This is a genomic window from Paraburkholderia sp. IMGN_8 (assembly GCF_038050405.1).
In the GTDB taxonomy this organism is placed as follows: Bacteria; Pseudomonadota; Gammaproteobacteria; order Burkholderiales; family Burkholderiaceae; genus Paraburkholderia.
The window spans coordinates 1,591,422-1,603,953 of the sequence record NZ_CP150901.1 but is presented as its reverse complement, the minus strand read 5'-3'; the positions used below and the strand labels follow the sequence as shown (position 1 = coordinate 1,603,953).

At 61.9% G+C, this 12,532-nt stretch carries 11 protein-coding genes; 8 read left to right on the top strand and 3 right to left on the bottom strand.

Annotated elements, in window-relative coordinates:
• Positions 1-62: 62 nt before the first annotated feature.
• From WN982_RS28415 to WN982_RS28405, 3 genes are all read left to right on the top strand, one after another.
• Positions 63-479, top strand: a complete 417-nt coding sequence (locus WN982_RS28415; protein WP_341318906.1) for a cupin domain-containing protein — start codon at positions 63-65, stop codon at positions 477-479.
• 838 nt (positions 480-1,317) lie between these two features.
• Positions 1,318-2,022 (top strand): MarR family winged helix-turn-helix transcriptional regulator, encoded by a 705-nt coding sequence (locus WN982_RS28410; protein WP_341318905.1) that lies wholly within the window; start codon positions 1,318-1,320, stop codon positions 2,020-2,022.
• The gene (locus WN982_RS28405; RefSeq protein ID WP_341318904.1) at positions 2,019-3,221 is read left to right on the top strand and encodes an MFS transporter; all 1,203 of its coding nucleotides are present in this window, start codon (positions 2,019-2,021) and stop codon (positions 3,219-3,221) included. The genes WN982_RS28410 and WN982_RS28405 overlap by 4 nt, the downstream gene beginning before the upstream one ends.
• Positions 3,222-3,252: 31 nt before the next feature.
• Here WN982_RS28405 and speB read toward each other — a convergent pair whose 3' ends face one another.
• From speB to WN982_RS28390, 3 genes are all read right to left on the bottom strand, one after another.
• Positions 3,253-4,215: an agmatinase gene (gene speB, locus WN982_RS28400; protein ID WP_341318903.1), complete on the bottom strand. Its 963-nt coding sequence runs from the start codon at positions 4,213-4,215 to the stop codon at positions 3,253-3,255.
• Positions 4,216-4,351: 136 nt separating this feature from the next.
• Entirely contained in the window at positions 4,352-5,845 is a 1,494-nt protein-coding gene (locus tag WN982_RS28395) for an aldehyde dehydrogenase (RefSeq protein WP_341318902.1), read from the bottom strand.
• Positions 5,846-5,950: 105 nt separating this feature from the next.
• Positions 5,951-6,502 (bottom strand): cupin domain-containing protein, encoded by a 552-nt coding sequence (locus WN982_RS28390; protein ID WP_341318901.1) that lies wholly within the window; start codon positions 6,500-6,502, stop codon positions 5,951-5,953.
• 419 nt (positions 6,503-6,921) lie between these two features.
• Here WN982_RS28390 and WN982_RS28385 point away from each other — a divergent pair, with 419 nt between their 5' ends.
• The 5 genes from WN982_RS28385 to WN982_RS28365 all read left to right on the top strand — a co-directional run bounded on the left by WN982_RS28385 (position 6,922) and on the right by WN982_RS28365 (position 12,350).
• Entirely contained in the window at positions 6,922-7,143 is a 222-nt protein-coding gene (locus WN982_RS28385; protein WP_341318900.1) for a hypothetical protein, read from the top strand.
• A 330-nt stretch (positions 7,144-7,473) separates the two neighbouring features.
• The gene (locus WN982_RS28380) at positions 7,474-8,268 is read left to right on the top strand and encodes a gamma-glutamyl-gamma-aminobutyrate hydrolase family protein (protein ID WP_341318899.1); all 795 of its coding nucleotides are present in this window, start codon (positions 7,474-7,476) and stop codon (positions 8,266-8,268) included.
• A gap of 31 nt (positions 8,269-8,299) precedes the next feature.
• Positions 8,300-9,634 (top strand): glutamine synthetase family protein, encoded by a 1,335-nt coding sequence (locus tag WN982_RS28375; RefSeq protein ID WP_341318898.1) that lies wholly within the window; start codon positions 8,300-8,302, stop codon positions 9,632-9,634.
• An 81-nt stretch (positions 9,635-9,715) separates the two neighbouring features.
• Positions 9,716-11,155, top strand: coding sequence for an aspartate aminotransferase family protein (locus WN982_RS28370; protein ID WP_341318897.1), 1,440 nt, complete (start codon positions 9,716-9,718; stop codon positions 11,153-11,155).
• Between the two features lie 73 nt (positions 11,156-11,228).
• A complete protein-coding gene (locus WN982_RS28365) occupies positions 11,229-12,350 on the top strand; it encodes a polyamine ABC transporter substrate-binding protein (protein ID WP_341318896.1) in 1,122 nt (373 codons plus the stop codon).
• Positions 12,351-12,532 lie beyond the last annotated feature (182 nt).

Here is a 12,532-nt window from a genome sequence, read left to right as displayed (position 1 = left end):
TGAGCGCTTGAACACAGCGCATGAGAGCGACGGCGCCTTGTCCGGATTGAGCAGGAGCGAATATGTCAGATGTTTCACACGACGCGCGAGCGCCCATTATCAAGGTGCGCCCTGACCGGGAAATGGCGACGCGTCAGCGGCTGCCCTACTTCGTCGGGATTTCCGCGAGTACGGCTGGTGCGACAGGTTTGTCGATGTACATGGTCGTAGTCCCGCCGGGCGGGCACGCCGAGCCTCATCTGCACGCCGATTATGAAACCGCGATTTACGTGCTCGAGGGCTGCATCGAAACCCGCTATGGCCCGGGCCTGCGCGAGTCCGTCATCACCGATGCGGGCGACTTCCTGTTCATTCCGCCTGGCGTGCCGCATCAGCCGTTTAATCTGAATGAGACCACGGCTGCTAGAGCTATTGTCGCGAGGAATCATCCTGACGAACATGAGCAAGTGGTGCCGTATGATCCGGCCGATGATGTGTAAGTGTTAAGGCGCGTTTGGTGTGCCTACGGCGGTGGCCTTTCCTTGCTGTTTGCCTGCGGCGTTGGCCTTTCCTTGCTGTGTGCCTGCGGCGTTGGCCTTTCCTTGATTTGTTATTGGTCTATTAGCGTCGCCCCTGTGCGGGGCAGGCACTTACTTTCTTTGCCGCCGCAAAGAAAGTAAGCAAAGAAAGCGGCTTCACACCGCCAATTCTTAAGCGGGTCCCCTGGCTTGGAGGAGGCAGTGGAGCATCTGGAATCGGTGTTCTCGCACATTCAGCGTTTGTGACAAGGCAGTCATACTTCCGGCGGCGCTGCGCGCGCCGTGGCGGTACTTCATTAAACCGCCTGCCAGTTTCGCGTCAACGTTTTGCGCGGCGCGGTGGCGCACCCTCGCGCCCCCCATGCCTCGCCGCGGTGCTCGCGTTTCGTCCGGCGCGTTGGATCGTCGTTGCATTGCCAATCCTCTCTGCTGTACCGGCTCTTCTCTTTGCGTGATGGCCCGTGCTCGCACATTCGCGTACTTCGCCGAGGCGAAGCCGATGGCTCCCAATGCGTACAAACGAAGCCAGGGTTTCCCATGCAGACCCGTCCGCGACGCACGTAGTGCGGAGTGGGAGGAATGATGCCGGAAGCGTATATCCGCTATCGGTTTTGAGAAGTACCGCTACGGCGCGCGCAGCGCCGCCGGAAGTATGACTGCCTTGTCACCAGCGCGGAATGCGCGATGACACCGATTCCAGATGCTCCACTACCTCCTCCAAGCCAGGGGACCCGCTTAAGAATTAGCGGTGTGAAGCCGCTTTCTTTGCTTACTTTCTTTGCGGCGGCAAAGAAAGTAAGTGCCTGCCCCGCACAGGGGCGACGCTAATAAACCACTAAGAAATCAAGGAAAGGCCAACGCCATAGGCACACAACCAATGCCCCCGCAAAAGGCAAAAAAACCACTTGCACTCCCCACCAAACATGTGCAGCATACATATATGCACATTGCACACATCAAGGGTGCTCCCATGACCCAACGCACAGAAAACCTACTCGGCGTATTAGCCCTGCTGGTCACAGACGAAATGAACTCACAAACTTCGGTCGACGCGCTCGCGGGCCCCACCGCCCGCGCCATTCTCAATGCGATCGGTCAATACCCGAACTCGTCCATTGAAATACTGCGCGAAGCAGTCGACCTCTCACACCCGGCCGCGGTGCGCGCCGTCGCGGGCCTGGTCGAGGCCGGTCTCGTCGAAAAGAAATCCGGCGCGGACAAGCGTTCAGTCGCACTGGCTTTGACCGCTTCCGGCAAGCGCGAAACCAAACGCCTGCAAGCGGCACGCGATCGCATGCTGCAACGCATCGTCGGCCGGCTCGACGATAACGAGCGCGAGGTGCTCGAAAACCTGCTGATCAAGATCCTCTGGAACGAAACCCGCGATCCGGCGCACGCAATGCAACTGTGCCGCCTTTGCGACGACGGTCCCTGCCTGAAGGCCGGCTGCCCGGTCGAATGCAGTGAACAGGGTCTGCCAATGCCCGCGCGGAGCAGCACATGACTGCCGCCGCGCCGGTGCGCTGGCACGCGATCGCCGCACTGACCGGCGTGTCGGCGCTGTCGCAGGTCGGCCAGTTCGGCATCGGTTTTATGGTGCTGCCTGTGTGGCTGGCCCATCGCGGCCTGGACGCACCGCGCGCGGGTCTGTTTTCGGCCGCGCAATGGACCGGCATGCTGGCCGGCCTGCTAATCGCGCCGTGGCTGGTAGCGCGCATCGGCGCGAAGCGCACGGTGTCGCTCGGTCTTGCCGCCACGCTCGCTGCGTTCGCCACGATGAGCGCGCTGTGGTGGCCGCTGTGGCTCGTGCCCGGTATGTTGACCGGCCTCGGCATCGGCCTGCGCTGGATCGCCAACGAAACATGGCTCTATCGCCTCGTCCCCGCTGAATCGAGTGGGCGTGTGGTCGGCGTGCACGAAGCGCTGATCGCCACCGCCGGCGTGATCGGCCCGGCACTGGCGGTGTGGTGCGCGGTCGATGGGCGGATCACGTTCGCGGCCGGTGCGGCCTTCACGTTCGCCGCGGCGCTTCCGCTGTGGCTAACCACATCGGACAGGCCTCCTGTCGAAGCAGCACGGCCTGTGCGCCCGAATAAAGTCAAACGCACCGTCAAACGCAGCGAGCCGATCGGCGCATTGGTGAGCCTCGGCATGGTGGTCGTCGCCGCCGGCGGCATCGGCGACGGCGCGCTCTACGGTCTCTTTCCACTATTCGCCGACGCGCACGGTCTCACCGCCACGCAAACGGCAACACTGCTCACGCTGTTCGGCGTCGGCGGGATGGCCTTGCAACTTCCGGTCGGCTGGTTCGCCGATCGCGCGGGTTTGGCGGCCGCCGTGATCGTCTGCGCCGCGCTCGGCACGGTGGCGATCTGCGGTTTCGCGGTTGCGGCGCCTGCGTCGTGGCTCGCCGCGGCAAGCGCGCTGCTGCTCGGCGGCATGAACAGCTCGTTCATCACGCTCGGCATGTACGCGGCGGCATGCAGCGACAAAGCCGCGCTCACACGCAATATGCGGCTGGTGTCGCTCACCTTCACCGCGAGTTCGATCGTGGGGCCGCTCGTCGCGGGCTTCGCGATGAAAGCACGGGGCAGCGACATGCTGCTGTGGCAGTTGGCGATCATGAGCGGTGCGCTCGCCGCCTACACGCTCGGCTTGCGCGAAGGCCGGCGTCAGCCCGATCGATCGCAGTCGATGGGCTGAGCCGGTTCTGCATCAAGCCGACAGAAAGTGCCTAGCGCTCAGCAACCTTCCGCTGCCGCCACAGACACAGCAGATCGCACGCGATATGCGCGGCGGCTATCGCGGTGATCTCGCTCTGGTCATACGAGGGCGCCACCTCGACGACATCCGCGCCCACCAGATTCAACGCGCCCAGCCCGCGCACGATCGCGAGCCCCTGCGCCGATGACAAACCGCCCGCCACCGGCGTGCCCGTGCCCGGCGCGAACGCGGGATCGAGGCAATCGATATCGAAGGTCAGATACGCGGGCCGCTCGCCGACAATCGACGTGATCCGCTCCACCGCGGCACGTGCGCCGTGCTCGTGGACCCACGCGGCGTCGAGGATATTGATGCCCATGAAGTCGTCGTTCCACGTGCGAATGCCGATCTGCACCGAGGTCTTCGGATCGATCAAGCCATCCTTCACCGCCTTGTAGAACATCGAGCCGTGATTCAGGCTGTCCGGACTGTCATCCGCCCACGTGTCGCAGTGCGCATCGAAATGGATCAGCGAGAGCGGCTTGCCGTACTTCTCCGCATGCGCGATCAGCAGCGGATAGGTGATGTAGTGATCGCCGCCGAGGGTCAGCATCTTCGCGTCCGAGCGCAGGATCGTGCGCGCATGCCCGACGATCGATTCCTTGATCGTCAGCGGATTGTGCGCGTCGAACCAGCAGTCGCCGTAGTCGGTCACGGCGAGATCGTCGAACGGATTGAAGCCCCACGGATAGGGATGCAACTCCGACAACTGCACGCTGGCCGCGCGCACCGCTGCCGGGCCGAGACGCGCGCCCGAGCGGAACGTGGTGGCCAGATCGAGCGGCACGCCGGAGACCACGACATCGACGCCGTCGAGTTCACGGGTGTACTTGCGTCGCATGAACGACAACACACCCGCATAGGTGTTTTCGATCGACGAGCCATAGAGCGACGAACGACGGATCGCGCCGTCGCCGTAAACGAGTTCAGTCATGGATGACCTGATACCTGATAGACATGCCGGCGCCACACGCGGGGCTTCCAGGTGATGCATGCGGCGTCCGGCTTCGGATTCATTGGGAACGCGGCGGCGCCTTATACGCGCGCCGCCGCGCTGGCTTGCGAATCCTTTAGCGCAGCCGCACCAGCGTGGACTTCAGCTCGGTGTACTTCTCCAACGCGTGCAACGACTTGTCGCGGCCGTTGCCCGATTGCTTGTAGCCGCCGAATGGGAAGTTCATGTCCCCGCCTTCGTCGTAGCAATTGACCCAGACCGTGCCCGCGCGCAACTTGCGCGACACCTCGTGCGCGGTGGTCAGGTTCGAGGTCCAGACCGCGGCGGCGAGACCGTACTCGCTGTCATTGGCAATCCTGATCGCTTCCTCAACCGTATCGAACGTAATCACCGACAACACCGGCCCGAAGATTTCCTCGCGTGCGACCTTCGCGCCGGACGCCGGAATCTCGAAGATGGTCGGCTCGATATAGAAGCCGCCGGTTTCCTGTTTCACGCGCGAGCCGCCGAGCAGCAGTTTCGCTTCGGCGCGGCCCGCTTCGATGTAGCCCAGCACGCGCTCGAGTTGCACGTTATCGACAATCGCGCCCATCGAGGTTTGCGGATCCAGCGGATTGCCCGGCGTGTAGCTGCGGGCCGCCGCGATCAGCTTATCGAGGAACAGGTCCTTGATGTCTTTATGCACGAGCAGGCGCGAACCCGCCGTGCACATTTCGCCCATGTTGTAGAAGATCGCGCCGGCCGCCGCATTCGCCGCGCGGTCGAGATCGGGGCAATCCGGCATCACGATGTTCGGCGACTTGCCGCCGAGTTCGAGCCACACGCGCTTCAGGTTCGATTGCCCGGCGTACTGCATGATCAGCTTGCCGACGTTGGTCGAACCGGTGAAGGCGAGACAATCCACCTCCTGATGCAGCGCCAGCAGCTTGCCCGGCTCGCCCGCGCCCGGCACGACGTTGAACACGCCAGCGGGAATACCTGCGTCCAAAGCGAGTTGCGCGAGGCGGATCGCGGTGAGCGGCGATTTCTCCGAAGGCTTGAGCACCACGCTGTTGCCCGCGGCCAGTGCCGGACCGAATTTCCACGACGCCATCAAAATCGGGAAATTCCACGGCACCACCGCGGCGACCACGCCGATCGGCTCGCGTGTGACGAGTCCCACCAGGTGATGATCTGCGGGCGCCACTTCGCCGCCGACCTTGTCGATCGCCTCGGCGAACCATTCCACGCAATAAGCCGCGCCCGGCACGTCCACCGTGGTCGTGTCGGCGATCGGTTTGCCTGCGTCCAACGTTTCCAGCAGCGACAGTTCGTCGAGATGTTCACGGATCGACGCCGCCCAGCGCAGCAGGATCGCCTTGCGCTTGCGTGGATTCAGGCCTGACCATACGCCCGAATCGAACGCGCGGCGGGCGGCCGCCACCGCGGCGTCGACATCGGCCGCGCCGCTATCGGCGACCTTGGCGAGCAACTTGCCGTCGATCGGGCTCAGGCAGTCGAACGTGCGGCCGCCCTCGGCAGCGCGGTACTCACCGTCGATAAACGCACGGCCTTCGATTGAAAGCGCAGCGGCCTTGTCTTGCCAGAAGGAGAGAGTTTTCTTGTCCATCAGGATGCCTCAATGTTGTGCGCTCGACGCATCTCGGCATCGACTTCATGCAGCATCAACCGCATGCGGCATTGAACTGCGTCGCAGCGCGTTGGCGCGGAGTCTTTAGAACGTTGGCGGCGAATTGGCCGACACGATCTCGCAGAGATGCTCCGCGCTGGGATTGCGAAAACGATGCGGTAAGCGGCTTTCGAAGTAGTAGCTGTCGCCGGGATCGAGCAGCCACGTGGTGCCGTCCACGGTCAATTCGATCTGACCGCTGACCACCACGCCGCCCTCGTGCCCCGCGTGTTCCAGCATTTCCGGCCCCGTATCCGACAGGGGCTGGTAGACCTCGCGCAGAATGCCCATGTTGCGGTCTTTCACGCTCGAGCCCGCCAGATAGAACTCGATCGATTCGTTGCCGAGGTTCGGCATGTCCGCGCGGCGCGACACCACCGAGCGCTCCACTTCGACTTCGAAGGTAAAGAACTCGGCGAGACTCATCGGTATGCATTCGAGCAATTTCTTCAGCGAGCCGACCGACGGGCTCACGCGGTTCTGCTCGATCAACGAGATCGTGCCGTTGGTCACACCCGCCCGCTTGGCCAGTTCACGCTGCGACAGACCATTCTTCTTACGGATGTACTGCAGGCGGGTGGCTACTTCTATGGACATCGCTGAATTCTCTGACATATGAAGATGATCGAGGCGCGTGGACCAGAACAGTGCGCTGTGCGCGAGTGTTGAATATTCTAATCACTTTAATCGTTGCGCCGCTGGGGAAAACCCTGAAAGCATTCCGAAATATGATTGGCGCAACGAACGTTCCCACCCGGTGGGATTCTAGCCATGCCCTCGGGAAAGCCCTTATAAATCTTTTATAAAAATGATTTGACGGCATTATTGGCTCGTATACGATGGTTCTCAGGCGATCGTCATGCCGACGTCACGAAGCACCAAAATGTCTTTTGTGATGCAGCGAACCCGCTTCGCTACGGTTTCGGCGATCATCCCAGCGTCATGCTTCTTTAAACGCCCTGTACGTTTTTCGAGCAAGCGTTCAATACTTTCAACGTCGCTAGTCGAGTGTAATCGTGAGAGTCCGAGGCCCTTTGGTGAGATGGAATCGTAGTCAGGCGAGATGTCTTCGCGCTGACGGCGCCATCGCCGACGGCAGCAACGGCAGCCTTGCGTTCCGCCGCTTTCTGTCCGTCTTCACGATCCTGTCCCGCCGTTCAGTCCGACGCCACAACTCCATCTCCGCGCGCGCCTTCATTGCTGTGCGCACGGACGAAGTCGCCTCGCTGCTGCCGTAGCGCCTCCCTTCTTTTCGCCGTTCGATTCGTCCGTTTGCGTGAGCGCGCTCTATTGAGCCAGGCGTTCGTGCGTATGCGGTGCCGTCTGCCGCCTGCGCGCTTCATGCGGATCAGATTGCTTGCGCACCGCAGTGGATCGAATCGAACGGCCTGTCTGATTGCCACGCGCGGCGCGTTTCGTCGACGACGACCGCCTGCACTACCCGGCGGCCTGGCGCCTTACGCCCGGCTGCGGAACTGTGCCGCGCCGGGTTTAACGTTGTTCATGCCGCGTCCCGCGGTGAACGCCCCGAAGGAAGTCCTCTTGGGGGACACACACGTCTATTCGTTATGCGAACCAAACCTCTGGTCGGCATCAGCGCTGACAGAACGATGATGGGAGTCCACCCGTCGCATGTGGTCGGCGAGAAGTACATCGCCGCGATCGTTGACGGCTCACAGGCACTGGCAATGTTGTTGCCGGCGCTCGGCGAGCGACAGTCCACCGCGGACGTGCTGGCCACTGTCGATGGCCTGCTGTTTACCGGCAGCTATTCGAATGTCGAGCCGCATCGCTACGGCGGCCACCCCAGCGCGCCGGGCACGCTGCACGACGCCGCCCGTGATGCGACGACGCTGCCGCTGCTGCGCGCGGCGATCGAGGCCGGCGTGCCGGTGCTGGCGGTATGCCGCGGCTTCCAGGAAATGAACGTGGTTTTCGGCGGGACGTTGCATCAAAGCGTTCACGCGGTGGAGGGCTTCAACGACCACCGCGAGAACAAGGAAGACGACCTCGACGTGCAATACGCACCGTCGCATTCGCTCACGCTTACGCAAGGCGGCTTGTTGCAGCGTCTTGCAGGCGGAGTGGATGAAGCGCGTGTGAATTCATTGCACGGCCAGGGCGTCGAGCGGTTAGGCGAGGGCCTCGTGGCCGAAGCCACCGCGCCGGACGGATTGATCGAAGCGGTGAGCGTGAAAGACGCGCGCGCCTTCGCCCTGGGTGTGCAGTGGCACCCGGAGTGGAAGCACGCGAACGACGCGCTGTCCACCGCGATCTTTCGCGCGTTCGGCGACGCCTGCCGCGATCGAATGCGCACCAAGGCCGGCTATGGCGCGGCATCCGCCGCTGCCACGCATGCCTGAGCCGGTGGCGCACTAAACTGAGAGAACAATCATGCATGACATCGACGATTTTCTGAAAAAGAACCGCGTCACCGAGATCGAAGCAATCATTCCGGATATGGCTGGAATCGCACGCGGCAAGATCATTCCGCGCAGCAAGTTCGAATCGGGCGAATCCATGCGCTTGCCGCAGGCGGTGATGATCCAGACCGTCACAGGGGATTATCCGGAAGACGGCACGCTCACGGGCGTCACCGACCCGGACATGGTCTGCGTTCCCGACGCAAGCACCATCCGTATGATTCCGTGGGCCGTCGACCCGACCGCCCAGGTGATCCACGATTGCGTTCACTTCGACGGCACGCCCGTTGCGATCTCGCCGCGCCGTGTGTTGCGCCGCGTGCTCGAACTCTATAGGGCCAAGGGCTGGAAGCCCGTGATCGCGCCCGAACTGGAGTTCTACCTGGTCGACATGAACAAGGACCCGGACCTGCCGCTGCAACCGCCGATCGGCCGCACCGGCCGTCCGGAAACCGGACGCCAGGCGTATTCGATCGAAGCCGTCAACGAATTCGATCCGCTGTTCGAAGACATCTATGAATACTGCGAAGTGCAGGAACTGGAAGTCGATACGCTAATTCACGAAGTCGGCGCCGCGCAGATGGAAATCAACTTCATGCACGGCGACCCGCTGAAGCTCGCCGACAGCGTGTTCCTGTTCAAGCGCACGGTGCGCGAAGCCGCGCTGCGTCACAAGATGTATGCGACCTTCATGGCCAAGCCGATGGAAGGCGAACCGGGTTCGGCGATGCACATGCACCAGAGCCTCGTGGACGAAGAAACCGGCCACAACCTGTTCACCGGTCAGGACGGCAAGCCCACCTCGTTGTTTACCGGCTATATCGCGGGCTTGCAGAAATACACGCCCGCGCTGATGCCGATCTTCGCGCCGTACATCAACTCGTATCGCCGCCTGTCGCGCTTCATGGCCGCGCCGATCAATGTGGCTTGGGGTTACGACAACCGCACCGTGGGCTTCCGGATTCCGCATTCGGGGCCGGCCGCGCGCCGTATCGAAAACCGCATTCCGGGTGTGGACTGCAATCCGTATCTGGCGATCGCCGCGACGCTGGCCGCCGGCTACCTGGGCATGACACAGAACCTCGAAGCCACCGAGCCGCTGCTCAGCGACGGTTATGAGCTGCCGTACCAGCTGCCGCGCAATCTCGAAGAGGGCCTGACGCTGATGGGCGCATGCGAACCGATCGCCGAAGTGCTCGGCGAGAAATTCGTCAAAGCCTACCTCGCACTGAAAGAAACCGAATACGAAGCGTTCTTCCGCGTGATCAGTTCGTGGGAACGCCGGCATTTGCTGCTGCACGTCTAAGGCCGGCTTTAAGGCCCGGTCCAAGGCCGGGTCTGAGACCGTCAGGGACGTCAACGCAAACGCAGAACTATTGGAGGCAGTATGAGCTATAGGACAGAAGAAGTCGCATACGTGCAGCCGGCGCAGCCCGCCGCCAGCGCACAGGCCGCACAGCAGCAACGCAGCACCGCCGAATACCGCGCACTCGACGCCGCGCATCACATCCATCCGTTTTCGGACATGGGATCGTTGAATCGCAGCGGCAGCCGCGTGATCGTCAAAGCCCAGGGTGTCTACCTGTGGGACTCGGAAGGCAACAAGGTGATCGACGGCATGGCCGGCCTGTGGTGCGTCAATGTGGGTTACGGCCGCAAGGAACTGGCCGACGCAGCGTACCGGCAGATGCAGGAACTGCCCTACTACAACACCTTCTTCAAGACGACGCATCCGCCGGTGATCGAACTGTCGGCGTTGCTCGCAGAACTGGCGCCCGAGCCGTTCAATCACTTCTTCTATTGCAACAGCGGTTCAGAAGGCAACGACACCGTGCTGCGCATCGTCCATCAATACTGGGCGACGCAAGGCAAGCATTCGAAAAAGTTCGTGATCTCGCGCAAGAACGGCTATCACGGCTCGACGATCGCGGGCGGCACGCTGGGCGGCATGGGCTACATGCATGAACAGATGCCATCGAAGGTCGAGAACATCGTGCACATCGACCAGCCGTATTTCTTCGGTGAAGCGCAAGGCAATCTGACGCCGGAAGAATTCGCTCTCGCGCGTGCCCAGCAACTGGAAGCCAGGATTCTCGAAATCGGCGCGGACAACGTGGCCGCGTTCATCGGTGAGCCTTTCCAGGGAGCCGGCGGCGTGATCTTCCCGGCCTCGACGTATTGGCCGGAAATTCAGCGCATTTGCCGCAAGTACGACATTCTGCTGGTCGCCGACGAAGTGATCGGCGGCTTCGGCCGGACCGGCGAATGGTTCGCGCATCAACACTTCGGCTTCGAACCGGATCTGATCACGCTGGCCAAAGGCCTGACGAGCGGCTATATCCCGATGGGCGCGGTCGGTCTGCATGATCGCGTCGCGAAAGCGATCATCGAGAACGGCGACTTCAATCACGGTCTCACCTACTCGGGGCATCCGGTGGCCGCCGCGGTCGCGCTCGCCAACCTGAAGGTGCTGCGCGACGAGAAGATCGTCGAGCGCGTCAAGACCGATACGGGTCCGTACTTCCAGAAGCAGTTGCGAGAAACCTTCGCTAACCATCCGATCGTCGGCGAGATTTCCGGCGTGGGGCTGGTGGCGGGCGTGCAACTGGCGGAAGATCCGAAAACGCGCAAGCGTTTCGCCAATGGCGGCGACGTCGGCACGATCTGCCGCGACTTCTGCTTCAACGGCAACCTGATCATGCGCGCCACCGGCGACCGGATGCTGCTGTCGCCGCCGCTCGTGATCACGAAGCTGGAAATCGATGAAATCGTTTCGAAGGCCAAAAAAGCCATCGATGCAACGGCACAACAACTCGGAATTTCGTAACGGCAGTTCGTTCCGGCATGGGCGTACCCACGATCCATGCTCATGCCGGTTCTTCACATCAAGGGAAAAAACCATGAGCGTTAGTCATCTTCGTCATGCGGTCGCGGGGGCCGCGCTTCTCGCCTTCACGGGTTTTGCGGCGCTGTCGGTCACGCCGGCCCTTGCGGCCGATACGGAACTGAACGTGTACAACTGGTCGGACTACATTGCGAAGGACACGATTCCGAACTTCGAGAAGCAAGCCGGTATTCACGTCAAATACGACAACTACGATAGCGACGACACGTTGCAGGCCAAACTGCTCGCCGGCAGTTCCGGCTACGACATCGTGGTGCCGACGTCGAACTATATGGCCAAGCAGATCCAGGCCGGCGTGTACCAGAAGCTCGACAAATCGAAGCTGCCGAATCTCGTCAATCTCGACCCCGTACTGATGAAGATGATCGCCGACGCCGATCCGGGCAACCAGTACGGTGTGCCCTGGGCCTACGGTACCGACGGTATCGGCTACAACGTACAGGCCGTCAAGAAGGCGCTCGGCGACAACGCGCCGGTGGATAGCTGGGCCCTCGTGCTGGATCCGGCCAATCTGTCGAAGCTGAAGAGCTGCGGCGTGTCGTTCCTCGACCAGGCCGTCGACGTGTTCGCCGCCACGCTGCAATACATGCACAAGGACCCGAACAGCACGAACCCCGCCGACTATCAGGCCGCCTTCGAAGTGCTGAAGAAAGTCCGCCCATACATTACCCAATTCAACTCGTCGGGCTACATCAACGATCTCGCGAACAATGACATCTGCGTCGCGCTCGGCTGGTCCGGCGACGTCGGCATTGCGAGCCGCCGCAGTGCGGAAGCCAAGCGCTCGTATCAGATCAAATTCTCGAACGCGAAGGAAGGCGGCCTGCTGTGGTTCGACGTAATGGTGATTCCGAAAGACGCCCCGCATCCTGAAGCCGCGTTGAAGTGGATCAATTACATTTCAGACCCGAAGGTCAACGCCGCGATTACTAACGAAGTGTTCTACCCGACCGCGAACAAGGCCGCGCGCCAGTTCGTGACGCCGGCTGTCGCGGAAGACAAGACCGTTTATCCGGGCGACGAAGTGTTGGGCAAGATGACGCTGATGAAGCCCATGCCGACCGACATCCTGCGCCTCGAAAACCGTCTTTGGGCGCAGCTCAAAACCGGCCATTGATTCTGGCCAATCAGACGAAGCATTGATCCCGCGCTCAGGGATCGCTCGAACCCTGAGCGCATGAATTGCAGTAACGGTAGTCAGCCTGCGCGCTTTCAGGGTCCCACCTGCGCGCAGTCCCATGTTTTCAGATCGCAGCGTATCTTGCGAGCCGCTTCCAGCGCCCCGTATGGAGACACTTG

Coding starts and splice junctions, on each gene's coding strand:
- speB (WP_341318903.1), bottom strand. CDS start 4,215: ATGACTGAACTCGTTTACGGCGACGGCGCGATCCGTCGTTCGTCGCTC.
- WN982_RS28380 (WP_341318899.1), top strand. CDS start 7,474: ATGCGAACCAAACCTCTGGTCGGCATCAGCGCTGACAGAACGATGATG.
- WN982_RS28405 (WP_341318904.1), top strand. CDS start 2,019: ATGACTGCCGCCGCGCCGGTGCGCTGGCACGCGATCGCCGCACTGACC.
- WN982_RS28375 (WP_341318898.1), top strand. CDS start 8,300: ATGCATGACATCGACGATTTTCTGAAAAAGAACCGCGTCACCGAGATC.
- WN982_RS28395 (WP_341318902.1), bottom strand. CDS start 5,845: ATGGACAAGAAAACTCTCTCCTTCTGGCAAGACAAGGCCGCTGCGCTT.
- WN982_RS28365 (WP_341318896.1), top strand. CDS start 11,229: ATGAGCGTTAGTCATCTTCGTCATGCGGTCGCGGGGGCCGCGCTTCTC.
- WN982_RS28415 (WP_341318906.1), top strand. CDS start 63: ATGTCAGATGTTTCACACGACGCGCGAGCGCCCATTATCAAGGTGCGC.
- WN982_RS28370 (WP_341318897.1), top strand. CDS start 9,716: ATGAGCTATAGGACAGAAGAAGTCGCATACGTGCAGCCGGCGCAGCCC.
- WN982_RS28390 (WP_341318901.1), bottom strand. CDS start 6,502: ATGTCCATAGAAGTAGCCACCCGCCTGCAGTACATCCGTAAGAAGAAT.